The following is an 18,188-nucleotide window of genomic DNA, read 5'->3' as shown; positions in this document are numbered from 1 at the left end:
GCGCGTGATCTCGAACGACGGGACCCGCTTGGTTGCAACAAGATCGAGAAGGCGGTCCTCACCCTGCCATCGGTCACGGTGTCGCATCTTTCTGTAACTGAGGGGTTCTTCATTCCTGCTGTTCTTGTTAAAATCGACCGCGGGTCTGGAAACGGCTTCGCTTCCCCTCGAACGCCCTGCCGGCCTGCGGTGATCCTGAAGGAGCGGCCCCGTGGCGAATCAGGCGGCAGAACATCTCCATACCGACATGCAGGCCGAGATCCCCGAACTCGGCCAGGTGGTTTCGGTCCGCGGATCGACCTGGGCCGTGACCGACGTCCGAGAGCAGCCCGCCCCCGCGGTGCCCGGGTCCGGGCCTCCGCTGAGAACGACCCAGGTCGTCGGTCTGCAATCCCTCTCCGAGGACCAGCTGGGCTCCGAGCTGCGGGTCGTCTGGGAGATCGAAGTGGGCCACGGACTGCTCCAGGCGCACGGACTGCGCGAGAGCCTCAGCCCCGAGACGTTCGATGATCCCAACCGGCTCGCGGCCTTCGTCGACGCCGTCCGCTGGGGCACCGTCACCTCCGCCCGCTCCGACGCCTACCAGTCGCCCTTCCGCTCCGGGGTGAACATCGAGGCCTACCAGCTCGAACCCCTGCGTCGCGCCCTCAACTCATCCCGGACAAACCTACTTCTTTCGGACGACGTCGGTCTGGGAAAAACCGTGGAAGCCGGCCTGGTCGTCCAGGAACTCCTGCTCCGCCAGCGCGCCAAGTCCGTCATCGTCGTGTGCCCGCCCAGCCTGCGGCTGAAATGGCAGGACGAGATGCGCGACAAGTTCGGTCTCGACTTCACGATCGTTGACAGCGCCCTCATGGCGCGGATCAGGCGCAGCCACGGCCTGGCCGCGAATCCGTTCCGGCTTTTCCCCCGGGTCATCGTGAGCATGCCGTGGCTTCCGACGATCCGGGCCCAGCGCCTCCTCCGCGAGATCTACGCCGACACTCGCGCCGATGAGGACGGACGCCGATACGCCTTCGACGCCCTGGTCGTCGACGAAGCCCACCACGTCGCCCCCGCAAGTCCCAATACCGTCGCGGGAGCTCGTGGCTACGCGGTGGACAGCCAGCGGACGACCGCCACGCGGGCGCTCGCCGAGAAGTGCGAGCACCGGCTGTTCCTCTCGGCCACCCCGCACAACGGCTACAGCGAGTCGTTCACCGCCCTCTTGGAGATGATCGACGACCGCCGGTTCGCGCGCGGCGCCAACCTCGATGAGAACGCGCTCGCAGAGGTCGCCGTCCGGCGTCTCAAGACGCAGATCAAAGAGAAGGATTTTAAGCCCCGCAGACTGGAGTCCATCCATTTCGACCCTACCGCCGATGAGCAGGAGCACTTCGCGGAGTTGGAGCGGATCCTCACCGCATCCGCCCGCCGGAACGGCAAGGGCCGCGCCGGGGACATCATGTCGATGCTCCTCAAGAAGCGGTTCCTGTCCAGCCCGTGGTCATTCGCCTTGACCTTGCAGCAGTTCGCCGACGGGTCTCCGGCGGGCAGGTTCGACGAGAACAAGGACTACTTCCAGGACGTGCTCGGCTCGGGCCAGGCCGACGAGGAGGAAGGAGAGGCCGACCATCCTGAGGCGGAGACGCTGCGCGCGGGTAAAGCCAGCGCCCCGCTGTCGGCGGCCTCCAGGGCCGAGATCGATTCGCTCGTCCAATGGGGACGGGGGTTCCAGCATCGTCCCGACTCGAAGCTCTCTGCTCTGATCGGCTACCTTGACGCCGTCTGTCGCCCGGACGGGAAGCGATGGAACGACGAACGGGTCGTCGTCTTCTCCGAGTACGCCGCGACCGTCGACTGGATCAAGGGGAACCTGGAGCAGGCCGGGTTCGGTGACCGGCTTGCCGTCATACAGGGGTCGACCCCGCACGAGGACCGCGAGCAGATCCGGGCCCGCTTCTCGGCCCGGCCGGAGAAGGACCGGGTCCGGGTGCTGCTCGCGACCGACTCCGCCGGCGAGGGCATCGACTTGCAGGCGCACTGCCACCGGCTCGTCAATTACGATATTCCGTTCAACCCCTCCCGCCTCGAACAGCGCATCGGCCGGATCGACCGGTACGGGCAGCCGCACACTCCGGAGATCCGCCAGTTCCGGCCCGTGCAGACTTCCACGACCTATGCCGCTGACGCCGACTTCATGGGCCGTATCGCCGAAAAGGTCGGTACCGTCGCTGCCGATCTCGGTTCCGTCAACCAGGTCGCCGACATCGATGCTGAGGTCGAGGGCCACTTCGCTTCCACGCCGAACCGCAAGAGGGCCAAGGTCGCACCGGAGATCGGCAGCGAAGTCATCGGTCGGGCGCTTGCGGGCAGCGCTGAACTGAATCGCGAACTGGCCAGGCTCTCCGACGACCACGAGCGGACCCGGGCGGCCATGCACTGGACGTCGGCGAACGCGCGCCGCGTCATCGACACTGCGTTCGAACTGAGCGGCCAGCCCGCGCTGATCCCGGTGGAGAACCACTCCGGTGACGAAGCCACCGACGTCGACGGCCTCTTCCGCATCCCGCGACTCGACGCGTCCTGGCAGCCGACGCTCGCCGGGCTCGCCACACGTCTCGACCCCGACAACCCTCGACCGATCACCTTCAACGGCAAGATCGCGGCCGCACGCCCCGACGTTGTCTACCTCCACCTCGGCCATGCCGTCATGCAGCGGGCTACCCGGTTCCTGCGGGCCGAACTCTTCGGTGGCGACTCCCTCCTGCACCGGGTGACCGCCACCGTCGTCGAAGGACTCGACGAATCCTGCGTCGCGGCCATGGGGCGTTTGGTCCTCGTCGGTCGCGGCGGCCTGCGGCTGCACGAGGAGGTGTTCCTCACTGGCCTTCGCCTCAATGGCAGGCCGCTGGCGCAGGCCCGGACCGAGCAGGCGCTCGACCAGGCGCTCGACCGGGAACGATTGCGCCTGGCCGAGCCCGCCGTCTTGGCCGCGCTCGCCGAGAACTGGAACGCGGAGGACTCCCGGCTCCGCACCAGACTGCTCGACGCGATGAAGGACAAGGCCAGGAAGCGCAGAGAACAGGTCCAGGCCGACTTGGGCAAACGCAAAGACGCCGACCTCGACCGCTCCGAGGAGATCTTCAAAGCGTTCCGGGCCAACCTCAACGACTCGGTGGGCCGGTTGGGGCGGGCACTAAAAGAGCAGTCCGAAGCCCTCTTCGGCGTCGACCACCGCGGCGAAGCCGACCTGGACAGGGAGCAGGAGAAGCAGCTGCGAGCAGACCTGCGGGCCATGGAGGACCGGCTGCACGACCTCGACCGGCAGAAAGAACTCGAACGCGCCGCGATCGAAGCCCGGTACACGGATGTCCAGCCGCATCTGACCGGAGCGGCCGTGATCTTCGCGCTGACACCTGAGGACGCCGAGCGGTCGAAGGCGCGCCGATGAAGCAACGCCGACCCGTCAAACCCGAAGAGCTGCACCGCCTCTGGCTTGACCTGGTCGAAGCCGAGGGCCCCTTCCTATCGTTGCCAGTGCTCAAACGCGTCTGGCCGGCCGGCATCCCCGCGATCGCCGCTGAACCCCGCGCGTCACTTCGGGCGGCCCTCCCCGCCTTCGAGGCCGCCTGGGACCGGTTCGACCGCGAAAAGGACGAAGCCTCACTCGACCACTACCGCGAAGCCCGCGACACCTGGGTCGAGACCGTCATCCGCGACCTCTTCGGCTGGGGCGCTTCGTATGCCGCCGCAGACTCGGCCGCGCTCGCCGAAATCGAGGTGAAGTCCCCGAACCGTTCCGTGATCGTCACCCCGAGCGGCGGGCTCGTCCGCGGCGGGCAAATCGGGGCGCTCACCCTCGTATGCGACCCCGTCGAGTCACTCCGCGACGCATTCACAGACGGCTGGAACGCCAGCCCGATCGACCGGATGAGCGAACTCCTGCGCACCTCTGACGTACCGATCGGTGTCGTCACCGACGGGCGCTGGTGGGCCGTCGTCAGCGCCCAGCCGAACCTTCGAACCGCCTCGGGCATTACCGACGCGCACCTGTGGATCGAAGAGCCCCAGGCGATCGCAGCATTCGCGAAGCTCCTGAGCCGCCAGCACCTCATCGGCGGCAGAGCCGCCGACCGGCTCAGCGAACTCTTCATCGAATCGGTCGCCGATGCCGCCGACATCACCGAAGCCCTCGGCGTGCATGTCCGCCAAGCAGTCGAGCTGCTGGTGCAGTCGTTCTCTGAGTCGGCGCTGCGCGCCCTCGACAACGGCGAACCCGATCCGCTTCCGGCGGAACGCGATACTGTCTACCAGGCCGCGGTCACCGTCATGATGCGCGTGGTCTTCCTGCTGTTCGCCGAAGAACGCGGGCTCCTCCCTCAGAACGAGCTCTTCGCCTCCGGATACGGTCTCTCGGACCGGTTCGAACTGCTCGACCAGAGGGCCCGGGACGAAGGGCACGGCGCCCTCGGCGGCACCTACATCACCTGGCATCGGCTCCTGGCGACGTCACGGGCGCTGTACGAAGGCGCGGTCTTCGAGAACCTGCGCCTGCCCGCTTACGGTGGATCCCTCTTCGACCCCAAGCGGACCGCGTTCCTCACCAAAGCCGGCCGCAACGGCCTGGCCGTCACCGTCTCCGACCGGGTCATGCTCGAAGTGCTCCAAGCCGTCCAAAAGCCCGAAGTCAAGGGCGAGACGATGCGGATCTCCTTCCGTGAGATCGACGTCGAGCAGATCGGTTACATCTACGAAGGCCTGCTCGGCTACTCGGCCGCCAATGTCGAGGAGGTCACCGTCGGTCTCGTCGGCAAGGCCGGCGCCGAGCCTGAGATCCCTCTGAGCGTTCTCGAAGCGCTCGGCGCGAAGCACTCCGGTGAAGCCGAGCTCGCCGCCGCGATCATCAAATGGGCCAGAGACAACCAGAAGGCCTCCGAGCCGCCGAGCGCGAACGCGCTGACGAAGGTGCTCAAGGCGGGGGCCGAGGACGTCGAGACCGCGATTCGCGCTGTCACGATGGACCCCCGGCTCCAGGAGCGGTTGCGGCCCTTCATCGGCGTCATTCGTCGCGACCTCCGCGGCTGGCCGCTGGTGGTGATGCCCGGCGGTGTCATCGTGGTTGAGACCCCGTCGCGGGCCAACGCGGGCGCGCACTACACGCCGAAAGACCTCGCGGAGGAAGTCGTCAGATATGCGCTGGAGCCGCTGGTGTACCGGCCGGGCCCGCACCAGACTGACGACTCGACGCAATGGATATTGCTCGACAGCGATGAGATCTTGGACCTCAAGATCGTCGACATCGCGTGCGGCTCAGGGGCATTCCTGGTCGCGGCTGCCCGGTACCTTGCGGCCAGGCTCATCGAGGCGTGGCAGAAGGAGGAGCCCACCCCCAGGGTGGGGCACGAGCTGGAGATCCGGGCGATCCGCAAGGTCGTCTCCCGATGCCTGTATGGCGCCGACATCAACCCGCTGGCAGTCGAGATGTGCAAGCTGTCGTTGTGGCTGGTTTCCCTCGACCCGGACCTGCCGTTTGCGTTCGTGGACGACAAGGTCTTCTGCGGAAACTCCCTGCTCGGCATCGTCGATCCGAAGCAGATCGAGATGATCAGCCTCGACCCGGATAACACCGAACTCGACACGATGTTCGACATTGCGATCAACAACCCGGGCAAGTTCGTTGACCGCGTCAACGTCAAGGACATCCTGATCAAGGTAACCACCCTGCGTCGCAACCTCGCAACCGAGGTCGACGACTCGGATCCGCAGCGCTCTGCGGCGGCGAAGCGACGGCAAGTGGTGCGCCAGCGTGAACTCACCGAAAAGCTGTCCGATATCGCGGACGGCGTGATCGCTGCCGGATTGCAGCTTGGTGGAAAGTCCGGCAAGAAGCTCAAGGAGGCTTACGAGAGACTTCGCATCGCTGTGGGACAGGCATACCCGAAGAAGGGTGAAGCCGACCGCACGCTGCTTGACGATATTCTTGAAGCCGGACTCACGCCGACGGTTGACACTGACTACAAGAGGTGGAAGCCGCTTCACTGGGTACTGGCGGCTCCGGACGTGATGGTTGATCACGGCGGCTTCGATGCCGTTGTCGGTAACCCTCCGTACATGGGCGGCCAGAAAATTACGGGTGCGATTGGGACGACAACTCGCGACTGGTTTGTCAACATACTAGCCGGAGGCCAGAAAGGTAGTTCCGACCTCGTCGCTTACTTCTTCCTGCGCGCGGAGCAGTTGTTGACTGAGACAGGAAACCTCGGACTGATTGCCACCAACACGATCGCACAAGGTGACACCCGAGAAATCGGCCTCGACCGGCTCGAAGCCGGCGGCTTCACCATCACACGGTCCATCCAAAGCCGAAGATGGCCGGTCAAGACCGTGAACCTCGAATTCGCGGCGGTGTGGGGTACATTCGGTCCGGTTTCCGAGGGTGTGAAGCGGATCGCTGATGAAAAGCCGACCGACTGGATTATTCCTATGCTCGATCCTGCGAGAGGCCGTGAGCGACATCCAGAGAGACTTAGCGAAAACGCAAATATCGCGTTCCAGGGCTGCATTGTTCTGGGATTGGGGTTCGTGATCGAGCCAGAGGAAGCTGCTGTTTGGATGGAGGCCGACCCTTCGAATAGGGAAGTTCTGTTCCTGTATCTCAACGGCGAAGACTTGAACCAGCGCCCCGACAACTCGGCTTCAAGATGGGTCATCGATTTCAATGAGAAGACTGAACTCGAGGCCGCTCAATTCTTGTTGCCATTTGAGCGAGTCGAGCAAGTAGTCAAACCTGAGCGCTTGCGCAAACCTAAAGCTGTCCGTGATTATCCTTGGTGGAGATTCCTTCGATCGCGTCCGGCTCTGCGAAAGGCTATCCAGTCTTTTGACGAAGTGTTGGTTATTTCGCGAGTAAGCAACACTGTTATGCCATTGCGAGTCCCGGCGGGGCAGGTCTTTAGTGATGCTGTTGGAGTATTTGTCACCTGCTCATACTCTGACCAGGCAGTTTTCTCTTCAAGCCTGCATCAGCTCTGGGCGATCAAATACGCATCTTCGATGCGCACCGACGTTCGATACACGCCCTCTGATGTCTTCTTGAATTTCCCATTTCCGAATGAATCCAACAACCTTCATTTGTTCGGTCGAACCCTCGACACCGAGCGCCGAGAGATCATGCTTCGCCGCAGTCTTGGCCTTACCAAGCTCTACAACCTCGTCAATGACCCAGAGGTCAGGCACTCTATCGACTCCGATGTCGCCCGCCTCCGCGAGATTCACGTCGAGCTCGACCGAGCTGTCCTCGCTGCCTACGACTGGGCCGACATTAACCCCGACCACGGCTTCCACGAATACCGCCGAATGACTCGATTCACCCTCTCCAGAGAAGCCAGGGTCGAGGTCTTCGATCGGCTTCTCAAGGAGAACCACCGGAGAGCCGCCCTCCAAGGCGAGACCCCCACCGTCGATGCAGAGGAAGATGAGGAATGAATCGCGTGCCGGTGGACTCGAATGGCGACGGCCGTTCATCCTACGAGATCAAGCTCCCTCCCGACGGCAAGTCCTGGACCGCCCGCGAGAATCTCGCCGACATCCTTGAGCGCGAACTTCTCGGTCCGGCCGGCGGCATCTTCAACGGTGAGCCGCAGAACCCCAGAGAAGAAATCCTTGACGGAACCCCCGACGCCGCATATCTCATCGGCCGGATCGCCCCGTCCAAGATCGAGGCTGGCAAGACGCCGCCGACCGACGCCGACGAGGACCATCCCGCGATGGACATCGGCGACGAGACCGACGCCGAGATCAGCCGCGGTGTACCCATGGCGAGTGTGAATGATGGCTCCGTCGATTCCGACGAGTACACCGTCGACGACATCCCGCAGCAGCGCGGCCTCATGATTCCCGCATCGATGGGCCTGCGGTTTCAGGTGCCACTCGACCTGGAGCGCTTCGAAGTCCGAGCCTCCTGGGGCGTCTACAACGTCCACAGAGATGCCGGCGAAGGCACAGAGCGGACCCCGCATCCGAAGTCCGGTCGTCGGTACAAGCGCGAGGACTTCGACATCCCGACGGAGATCCGCCTGGCCGATCTGATCCACGGTGAAACCAGAGAATTTCACCTGCGGGACACAGTTTCCCTCCATGTCGACCGTTACGACGATCCCGCGCACGGCCGCGCCGCCATCGAACTCGTCTTGTGCAACGACCGCGAGACGCCGCGGAAGATCCCGGTCAACGCCTGGATGTACCAGACGAAGCTCGAAGTGTCGGCGAACGGCGAATCCGTGTTCCTACCGGTCCGCGACCTTGTGACCGACGCCGATTGGACACCCGACGCGGACGGCGAGATCCGCAGGCTCGACCTCCAATACCGCAACCGGCTCGAATTCGCGCAAGGCCGAACCTGCTCTGCGGGTTGGGAAACCGAGTGGGACCTCGCCCCCGAAGGCGATGCTCGGGCCCGCCGGGCAAAGCGGGTTTGGACCACTTGGCTGCCTGTCTGCGAGACCCCGCAGACCGCCGCCCAGGAAGTCTCCGGGGTGCTGCTCGACATGTCGAAGCTCGCCAAGGCCGAACCGACCGAGCTGGCATCGGGGCTCCGCCCGATTGTCGACGGCTACCGTGCCTGGCTGGGCGATCGCGAAGTGCAAGCGGCGGAACTGCCTGCACACCTGCGAGACGAGGCGATAGACGCCGTCGCCGAAGCCCAACTGGTCCACAGGGAGCTCGCGGATGGCCTCGAATTCCTGCTCGCGGACGCGGACGCGCAGCGCTGCTTCCGATTCATGAACCAGGCCATGGCCGCGCAGCGCATCCAGTCGCAGGTCGCCGCGATCCGCGCCGAGGATCTGTCGGTCTCGATAGAAGAAGCCCGCGACCAGGTGCTCGCAGGGGAGTTCCCGCACCACTGGCGCACCTTTCAGCTGGCGTTCATCATCACCCAGATCCACATGATGACCGACCCGACCTGGGAGAACCGGTCCGGGAACCTCGCGCGGGCGCAACTGCTGTTCTTCCCCACCGGCGGCGGCAAGACCGAGGCATACCTCGGCCTGGCGGCGTTCACGTTCGCGATCCGACGACTTCAAGGAGTGGTAGAGAGAAAGGCGGGGCCTCTCAACGGCAATGCCGGTGTCGCGGTCATTATGCGATACACACTGCGGCTGCTCACCTCACAGCAGTTCCAACGCGCCACCGCCCTCATCTGCGCGGCCGAATCCGTCCGGCTCGGCGACACCGAGACCTGGGGTACGGAGCCCTTCCGGATCGGGTTGTGGGTCGGCACCAGCGTGAGCCCCAAGCGGTTCGACGAGGCCAACGACGACATCAAGAAGGCCGTCACCAGCAAGAGCGACGCGCACCGCCTGACGGTGCTCCAGATTCAACGCTGCCCCTGGTGCGGCGAGAAGATCGAGCTGAGCAACGTAAAGCCTGACCCGATCGAACGCCGGGTCCGCGTCTACTGCGGAGACGAGCTCGCCGAATGCCCCTTCTCCGAAGGCGGTGAAGCCGAAGAGGGCCTCCCAGTCCTCACCGTCGATGAGGAGATCTACCGGCTGGCGCCGGCGTTCGTCATCGCCACCGTCGACAAGTTCGCGCGACTCGCCCGCGAGGGCGAGGCCGCTTCGCTGTTCGGGTACGTCGCGAAGCACTGCGACCGGCACGGCTACGTCCATGCCGACTACGCCAATTGCGACGTGACCGGCAATGGGAGGCACCCGCAGAAGGGCTCGCATCCCGCCGCACGAGTGCGCCCGGTCGGTCGACTGCGTCCCCCGGACCTCGTCATCCAGGACGAGCTCCACCTCATCACCGGTTCGCTCGGCACCACAGTCGGCCTGTTCGAGACCGCAGTGGACACCGCAGCCGAGTGGGTGACCGCGGACGGCAAGCTCGTGCGGCCCTTGCTCGTCGCCTCCACCGCGACCGCCCGCAACGCCCCCGACCAGGTGAAGGCGCTGTACGGACGGGGCACGACGATCTTCCCTCCGCAGGTCATCGATGCGGGGGACACGTACTTCTCGAAGGAACTGCCCGTCACCGAGAAGACCCCCGGCCGCCGGTACATCGGGGTGTCGACCACCGGAGTCCGGCTCACCAGCGCCGAGATCCGGGTTTCCGAAGTCCTCATGGCCGCTGGTCAGCTCCTGCTCAACACCGGGCAGGCGAACGAGGCGGACCCGTACATGACCCTGGTCGGTTATTTCAGCGCCACCAGAGAACTGGCCGGCATGGCCCGCTTCCTCGGCGACGACATCCAAACGCTGCTTCAGCAGGGCCGCGAGTGGTCGAAGCTGCCACGTCGCACCGGCACCGCGGGCGGGCACCTGCACGCCGCGGAACTCACCTCCCGAATCGCCAGCTCTGATGTCGGAGCCTCTTTGGACCAAATGGCGTTGCCCTTCGACCCGGCCTTCGACTCAACCACGGCGAAACGGGAACGGGGGAGAGCGTACGGGCAGGGCAAGACGCTCGCTCAGCGCGACAGGCTGCCGCTCGATACGGTCCTGGCCACATCGATGCTGCAAGTCGGCGTGGACATCACCAGGCTAGGGCTCATGCTGGTGGTGGGCCAGCCGAAGAACACCGCCGAGTACATCCAGGCGACCTCACGTGTCGGCCGCGACCCGGGCCGCCCCGGTCTCATAGTGGCACTTGGGAACTGGGCTCGGCCACGCGACCTGGCGCATTTCGAGACCTTCCGGCACTACCACGAGACGTTCTACTCCCAGGTCGAGGCGCTGTCGGTGACACCGTTCTCGCAGACCTCCCTCGACCGGGGGCTCGACGGGGTGCTCGTCAGCGCCGCCCGCGTGCTTCAGGCCGACCGGCCCATCGGGCTCTCCCCTGAACGGAGCGCGGGGCGCATCGAAACTGAGCAGGAGTTCGTGCTGCGGCTCATCGACGTACTGTGCGATCGCGTGGCCCGCGCGAGCGACGTCGACACCGCCACCCGGGCCCGGGACCGGTTGGAGAAACGGCTAGGCGACTGGCTGAGACGCCGCAAGCAGCTCCATCTGGAGCGCAGAGCGCTGGTCTACGACCGCGTGAGCGACGAGTCCCGAATGGGCTCGTTGATGATCAGCCCCGAAAACGCCCGGTCGATGGCGGACCGCAGGGACATCGGACCGTTCACGGTGCCGAACTCGATGCGCGAAGTCCAGCCTGAGATCAACCTGCTCGTCAGCCCCATCAAGGAGAACCTCTTCGACCGGGGCGAGGACGACCCGGACTGGGAGGCGCAGCGACCGCCGAAAGGGGCATCGGCATGACCGACCCGCAGTCGAGATTCGCACAGGTGCCGGAGGACCGCACCCTGGATCCTCTCGGCGACGCCGACGTCGAGCGGAGCGCCGGCCGAAAGCGGAACTACGCGAAAGTGGGGTCGGGTCGTCCCTCGTCCCTGCTGTACACGTACGGGCCCGGAGCGGTCATGGACCTTCCTCAGTTCACCGTCATGCCCTCCGGACTCGACGACTGGAACCGCATCTGGGCGAGGAGGGACGGCGACCCGCTGGTCATCGAGGCGCCGCAGCTGCGCAAGGCGGTCTCGGTGCTACTGAGATCGCCGAGGATCGAACTCCGGCCTTTCCCCTGGCAGGCCGTGGCGTTCACCGGATCCGAGGAAGGCAAGGACCTCGGCGTGCCCGCCCGCGTGTTCCCGCAATGGCTGCGCTGCACCGGCTGCGACAACCTCGGATTGATCAGCCAGTTCGCCTATGTGAACGTGAAACGTCACCGGCCGGACCAGGCCCGGTTCTACCACGAGAAATGCTACGGCCGCCACGACCGGCCCCGGAGCAGGCCGAGCGCGCAGACGGCCGTCCCGGCCCGGTACCTGCTCGCATGCAAGGACGGGCACCTCGACGAATTCCCCTACGACTGGTGGATCCACAGGGGGGATTCGTGCCCCTCGGGGATCGAGCATCCGCAGTTGCGGATGACCGACCGTACCGCGGGCAAGGGCGCGGCGGCCACGATCGCCTGCACGCAGTGCGACAAGAGGCGTCCTATGAGCGAGGCCCAGGGCGAGTCCGGCGCCGAGAAACTCCCGCGCTGCCGAGGACGGCACCCGCACCTCGGAACGTTTGAGCGCGGCGGCTGCGGAGTGCAACCCAAACTGATGCTCATCGGCGCCTCGAACCTATGGTTCGGCGCGACCCAGTCCGTCATCGTCATGCCCCAGACCGAGGCCGATCGAGCGGACAGCCTGGCAATGCGGATGTGGAACGCACAAGGAGAGGATCTCGCTGAGCTGCGCGGCAACCCGAAGCTGATCCGGATGATTCTCAAGACCCACATCGACCTGGAAGAGGTCGACGACCAGACCTTGCTCGCCGCCGTTGAAGAGGCACTGGCACCGGCGGTTCCGGAGGAGGAGCAGGAGAAGAGGCGTGGTGAGTGGGATCCTGTCGATCTTCTCGTCCCCGAGTGGGAGTACCTCCTCAAGGCGGATCCGCTCGGCCCCGGGCATGACGACGTGAGAAGCGGCCTCACTTTGTCAGAGCGGAGTTGGAACCGCGAATGGCTGGGTGGAAGCCTCGGCCGAGTCCTGGCGGTGGAGAGCTTGCGGAAGGTCAACGCGCTGCTCGGCTTCACCCGCATTGACGACATGGACCGGGTCGCCGACTTGGAGGAGCGGCTCGTGCCGCTCACTCGCGAGCGCCCGGATTGGACGGTGGCGACCGAGGACCGAGGCGAGGGGATCTTCCTTCAGTTCGACGAAAGCCGGGTCTCGAAGTGGGAGAGGAAGGTCAAGGACAGTCCGCTGTGGAAGGCACACGTCGCGTCCCATGACCAGAATTTCCGCAACAGGTTCTCAGAGACCGCCAAGAAGGTCGAGCCGAGTTCCCGGATGAAGCCGCCCAGGTACTGGCTGCTGCACACGTTCGCCCACATCCTCATCCGAGAGTGCTCGCTCACCTGCGGCTATTCAGCCGCCAGTTTGAGCGAGCGGCTCTATGCCTGGCCGGAATCGGAAGGGCGGGCCGCCTCGGCCGGGTTGGTCGTCCTCACCACCGCCTCGGACTCCGACGGCACCCTCGGGGGCCTCGTGCAGTTGAGCGAGCCGAACCGGCTGCTGAAGATCATCGAGCACGGTCTTTATCGGGCCGAGCGCTGCTCGTCCGATCCGCTCTGCGCGGCACGCACGCCCAAGCCCCCCGAGGACTTCCTGCATGGAGCCGCCTGCCATTGCTGCGTCATGGCCTCGGAGACTTCGTGCGAACGCGCCAACCGATTCCTCGACCGCCGCTTCCTCATCCCCTTGCCTGGGTATGAGCGACTTGCCTTCTTCAGTTGAGGTTGCGATGGTGTCTCAAGATCAGTCGGCGCAGTCGCCGGGCTCAGAGCTCTATGAGGGCATCAACCGCAACCACCATCAAGGTGATTTCGGCGAGATCGCCGTCGAAGCGCTCTGTATAGCGGCGGGTCTCAATCTTGCGAAGTTCAAGCGCGATGACGGCACCGACTACATGATCAGAAGAAGTGGGGCCAAACGTCGTACGGCCCCATACCTGGACGTGCAGGTAAAAAGCTGTAGCGTTCTGAGGGAAGTCGGCGATTTCTGGCGTTACGATCTCGACGCCCGGGCCTTCGAAGATCTCAGCATGGTCGACTATCAAGGGCCGCCGGCCTATCTCTTCCTTGTCAGAGTTCCGAAGTCGCAGAGTAGATACACGGTGGCCGCCGAAACCGGGCTGCATCTTCGGGCGGCGACCTATTGGCTTTCACTGGAGGGCGAGAACGACGGTGTGCGCCGCAGCACCACCAGAACGGTGTCGGTGCCCCGCGCCAACCTGCTCACGGCCGATGCCCTGGCCGAGCTTTTCGATAGGGCCGCGAAGGGTCTCGCCCCGACTGTGTCAGAGCAGCCGAGAGGGGGAATCTGATGGACGAACAGTATCAGCGGGTTGACCCCGAGGTCCTCGTCTCCTATCTGAAAGCCCAGCGCTGGAACGCCGTCGCGACCTGGCGTGGAACGACTGTGTGGGAGCGGGGGCCGGAGTCCGACCAGGTGCTCCTGCCGCAAGAGCCGCACAGCCCATCCGGCCAGAAGCTGCTGAGCCGAGCGGTCGGCGACATCGCCGTGATCGAGGACCGCCCCGTCTCGACGCTGCTCGCCGAGCTGGCTCAACCGCGCGCGGACACGCAGCGCTTCCGGCTGCTGCCCGCGACCCCTTCGGGCACCATCCCGCTCAGTCACGGCCGCAAGGCGATTGAGGCGATCTATCAGGTCTTGCGAGACGGCGCCAGGACCGCGTTCGAGGGACCAAGCCTGTTTCACCGCGAAAGACCCAATGAGGCGGTAGGGGCACTCCTTGACAGGGTCCAGCTCTGCCTCACCGAACCGGGCAGTTATATCTTCGCCACCAAGATCTGCGAACCCCCTTCGACCAGTGAGGATTCGCTTGCGAACCTGCTCGCCGAACTTGTGCCCGAGCCGGAAGGGCCTTCCGATCATCAAGTCGCGGTCGACCTTCAAGCGGCCGTCGTCAAGGCACATGGCGTGGCGACGACCCTGGCAGAGAACGGCAGGATCCCCAACCCTGCTGAACAGGGCGTCTCAGGCAATCTCTGCAAGGCGCTGTCGGATCTCGGAGGCGAGGACCGAAGTCGTCCGTTCGACATCGCTTTCACCTGGGGCTTCGGCCACACCCGGCAGCCTGCGAGCGTGCCGCTGCATTTCACCGACCGGATGGCCGCCGAACTGCACACGTTCGGGATGCGTCTGGAACGGCTCTCCCGCACGGGTCCTGCGGTAGTCCGGGGTCGAGTGATCAGCCTGCACATCGAGGAGTTGACCAATCGCCGCCGCATCCAGATCAAGGGCGTCGCGTCCCGGGAAGACGAGCAGGAGGAACTGACGCTCTGGGTGTTCATCACCGAAGAGGACTTCGAGCTCGCCGTCGCGGCTCACCGCGACAATCGGAACGTGCAGGTCGAAGGCGAGATCGTCCACGAGAATGGCGGCTATCGTATGCACCTCGGACGGGATCGCTTCAACACATCGGCGTAGTGGCCCTGACGCAACAGCGGTGAGGGCGGAGTTCAGCTATGTGTCCGACGAGGTGCCCACGGCCTAGCCCGCCCCGGCGATCTTCGTCCGGACGTCGCTTCGCCGGTAGGCGGGTCAGCGGTTGAGGATTCGCTGCTCCTTCTCGGGTGCGATGCCGATCTCGGCCGACCTGTCGTTCACTTCGAGCGCTGCATCGCGCATCCACTCCCAGGTGTCCCGGACCGTGTCGGCGATCGGCCGCGTTGCCAGGCCCACGGCCCGCGCCTTCGCGGAGCTGACATCCCAAGTCCCCGGCGAGGTCCGCCACAGCGGCAGCTCCGACCACTGCCGCACCCCGTGCTCCAGCAGCACCTCGTCGGGTGTCCAGACCAGTTCAGGAGCGGCACCGGTCGCCTTCGCGCAGGCGTCGAGGAAGTCCGCGAACGTCGCCTCACCCGATCCGGTCAGATTGAACTCCCCCTCGACGTCGTTCGCGACTGAATCGATCGCGAAGCCCGCGATGTCCCTGACGTCGATCGGCTGGATGCTCCGCGCGGGGTCGCCCGGGGCGAGGACGCGCCCGCCGCGGGCGATGCGCTGCAACCACCAGGGGAGGCGACCGACGTACTCGTGCGGGCCGAGCACGACGCCGGCGCGCAGGAGCGTGCTCCTCGCGGTCCCGAACACTTCCAGGACCGCGGCCTCGCAGCCGGACTTCTGGTAGCCGTACTGCGTGGGGCCGTTCTCCGTGTTGGTTCCGAACGTCTCGTCGGCATCGGGCGGACACGGCAGGACCGGCGACTCCTCGGTCAGCGGCTGCGTCGGCCACCCCTCGTAGACCGATAGGGTCGAGACGAAGACGTACCGCTGCACCGACGTCTGCAGGATGCGTGCGACTTCGAGGACGTTCCTGGGCACGTAACCGGAGGAGTCCACCACCGCGTCCCACGTCCCGGATGCGGCCAGGCGCTCAAGGTCGGCGCGGTTTCCGCGGTCGCCTCGAACCGCCTCGACGCCGGGCAGATCGAGACCGGATCGGCCTCGGTTGAACGTGGTCACGTCCCAGCCGCGTGCGAGCGCTTCGGCGACGATCGCCCGCCCGACGAACTGGCTTCCTCCGAGGACGAGCAGTCGCACGTCGTCACCCCTTCTGGTCGGCACCGGTGGAGCCATCGATCACCTCGATGACGGTGCGGACTCGATCATCCCGTTGATATCGCTGATGGGCAAGCATGCCCCTGACACGACGCAGCCGACCCGCGATCGAGGCGTTGCCGATCAGCGAGGTCTTCATGACCGACTCCAGCAGCGCTACCGCTTCACCGGCCCGGCCGGACAGCAGTTGCGCGGCGGCCAGGTCGATCCTGGCTCCGGCGACCTGGGAAACGCTCCGGTTCGAGAATGGCGTGGCGTCCATGGCTTTGAGCGCCCGCGTCGCCCAGCGTTCGCTCTCGGCCCCCAGCCCGGAGTCGAGGCAGGCGGTCGCCAGGCACGCCGCCGCCCTGGCCTCGCCGAAAGCGAATTCGCCGCCGATCCGGCCGGCCAGAGGGTCCTCGGAGTTCGGGGTCCCCTCAGCTTCGATATCGCCGAGGAGCCTGCGCAGGGCGCCGACGTCGCCGAGCAGGGAGAACGAGCGGGCCATGATCGCCCGAACGCGAAGCGCCGGTTCGCCCTTCGGAGCCAGCAGCGATGCCTCCTCCAGGAAGACCAGCGCTGCATCGGGATCGGACCGCCAGTTCGCGGCCGACGCCTGGAGCCCCAGCACCCAGGCACTGAGTGAGTCGTCCTCGCCCAGCGACGCGTAAGTGCGGGCCGCGCTGCTGATCCTGTCGCAGGCGTCCCATTCCCCGAGGTCGAACGCGGACGAAGCCATGAGCGCATGCAGCTGCCCAGCGGATCGATGCGCGGCAGTGAGCTTCGAGGGACGTCGTGTCCGGTCGGCCAGGACCGCAACGCGAGCCGCCACCTGCTGCGCGGACTGCAGCGTCTCCTCGGCGGGGCGATTGCTGTGGGCGAGTGCCTTGACGGCTTGTTCGACTTGCTGCAGCGCATCGTCGTCGATGTCCAGCTCGAAGAATTCGAGCCGTTGCTCCAAGGACTGCGTCACCTGGGCGGCGAGTCCGGTCAAGCCGACTGCCGCGACCAGCAGATCACGTCGATGCACATTGCCCTCCTTGACATCGCCAGAAACGCGAGACTCCAGCATGCCTCCGAGAAGGGGCGCTCCGCCTGTATCAGAGGCCGTTTCAGCGAGGTTGTCCGATTGGCCGGCGCGCTTGTCCTTTTCCCGCTCGACGAGCGGAAGGGCTCGTTGGAAGAAGCCTTCGGTGCGAAGCACCTGATCAAGGCGGCGGGCGGTGTCGGCCTGCAGCCCGCGGACCCCGAGTTCCAGTTTGCTGATGAGCGAGGGGTCGACCTTGGCGAAGTCGGCGAGCTCCGCCTGCTTCAATCCGGCCTGCAACCTGCGATGGCGCAGCTCGGCGCCGACCCACGCGTCGACACTGCGTCCAGGGTCCTGAGCTTTGAGTGGCTTCGGCACTTCGCCTCCGATCCGGTCCGAATCGGACCAGCAATTGGACGGGTTGGCTTGTCCGTTTCAAGTGCTTGAACACGTTGATGTCCTGCTCCAGGCTACACATGTGACAGCTTGTGCCGGAACTCCAGCGGAGCGGGACCGCTGTCGATGCAATGGCGGATCACCTAGGCGCGCACGCCGTTTCCCGATCCGCCTCCGCCGAACGAAACGGGAGTCGAGATGAACGGCGAGACCGGCCTTCACGACGGCATGGTGTCTGATGAGACGTTGACTGTCGAGTTGCAGATTCCGGACCGGATGACCTTCTGCAGATTCTGGGCCACCGACGATCACGTCAACGTCGAGATCTACATCGATCCCCGGCTCGGCGACGGATTCATCCTGCTGTTCTCGGCCGACGACCGAACGTCGGGCGCGATCACCGACGCCGAAAACCGCTTCGAGGTCAACTGGTCGGGCGACCTCGGCCGCCCGAAGACATGGCTCAACGCCCAGCGGGTCCGAGCGGCACACGTCTACACCGAGCGTCGGCGATGACGGGCCACGGACTCGCCTTGGTCCTGGGCAAGCGCCCCGAATGGGACGTCGAGCCTCCGGCCTCCGCACCACGTCGGCCTCTGGAGTGGTATCTCCAGCGCGCCCGCCGACGAGAGGCCGAACGAGCCTCCCAGGGCAACC

9 protein-coding genes are annotated in these 18,188 nt (G+C 65.5%); 7 read left to right on the top strand and 2 right to left on the bottom strand.

The annotated features are described in order from the left end of the window. Window positions 1-247: 247 nt before the first annotated feature. Genes drmD through DI269_RS03455 form a run of 6 tightly spaced genes read left to right on the top strand, consistent with a single transcriptional unit; the run spans window position 248 to window position 14,995 of the window. Window positions 248-3,433, top strand: coding sequence for a DISARM system SNF2-like helicase DrmD (gene drmD / locus DI269_RS03480; protein WP_112133794.1), 3,186 nt, complete (start codon window positions 248-250; stop codon window positions 3,431-3,433). Then, window positions 3,430-7,467 carry an Eco57I restriction-modification methylase domain-containing protein gene (locus tag DI269_RS03475; RefSeq protein ID WP_112133736.1) on the top strand — a complete coding sequence of 1,346 codons (4,038 nt, stop codon included), beginning with the start codon at window positions 3,430-3,432 and terminating at the stop codon, window positions 7,465-7,467. Before drmD ends, DI269_RS03475 begins: the two co-directional genes overlap by 4 nt. After that, window positions 7,464-11,249, top strand: a complete 3,786-nt coding sequence (drmA, locus tag DI269_RS03470; protein WP_112133735.1) for a DISARM system helicase DrmA — start codon at window positions 7,464-7,466, stop codon at window positions 11,247-11,249. Before DI269_RS03475 ends, drmA begins: the two co-directional genes overlap by 4 nt. Beyond that, window positions 11,246-13,279: a DrmB family protein gene (drmB, locus tag DI269_RS03465; RefSeq protein ID WP_112133734.1), complete on the top strand. Its 2,034-nt coding sequence runs from the start codon at window positions 11,246-11,248 to the stop codon at window positions 13,277-13,279. Before drmA ends, drmB begins: the two co-directional genes overlap by 4 nt. Continuing rightward, window positions 13,254-13,868 (top strand): DUF4365 domain-containing protein, encoded by a 615-nt coding sequence (locus DI269_RS03460; protein WP_112133733.1) that lies wholly within the window; start codon window positions 13,254-13,256, stop codon window positions 13,866-13,868. The genes drmB and DI269_RS03460 overlap by 26 nt, the downstream gene beginning before the upstream one ends. After that, window positions 13,868-14,995, top strand: coding sequence for a hypothetical protein (locus DI269_RS03455; RefSeq protein ID WP_112133732.1), 1,128 nt, complete (start codon window positions 13,868-13,870; stop codon window positions 14,993-14,995). Before DI269_RS03460 ends, DI269_RS03455 begins: the two co-directional genes overlap by 1 nt. Window positions 14,996-15,109: 114 nt before the next feature. Here the strand turns inward: DI269_RS03455 and DI269_RS03450 are convergent, their stop codons facing one another. Then, a complete protein-coding gene (locus DI269_RS03450) occupies window positions 15,110-16,111 on the bottom strand; it encodes an NAD-dependent epimerase/dehydratase family protein (RefSeq protein ID WP_112133731.1) in 1,002 nt (333 codons plus the stop codon). A gap of 4 nt (window positions 16,112-16,115) precedes the next feature. Next, window positions 16,116-17,513 carry a helix-turn-helix domain-containing protein gene (locus DI269_RS03445; protein ID WP_157974740.1) on the bottom strand — a complete coding sequence of 466 codons (1,398 nt, stop codon included), beginning with the start codon at window positions 17,511-17,513 and terminating at the stop codon, window positions 16,116-16,118. Between the two features lie 216 nt (window positions 17,514-17,729). On the opposite strand from DI269_RS03445, the gene DI269_RS03440 reads away from it, so the two are divergent. After that, entirely contained in the window at window positions 17,730-18,047 is a 318-nt protein-coding gene (locus tag DI269_RS03440; RefSeq protein ID WP_112133729.1) for a hypothetical protein, read from the top strand. The last annotated feature ends 141 nt before the right edge of the window (window positions 18,048-18,188 follow it).

The organism is Glycomyces dulcitolivorans, from assembly GCF_003265355.1.
Classification (GTDB): domain Bacteria; phylum Actinomycetota; class Actinomycetes; order Mycobacteriales; family Micromonosporaceae; genus Glycomyces; species Glycomyces dulcitolivorans.
This window is presented reverse-complemented; position numbering and strand designations above follow the sequence as displayed.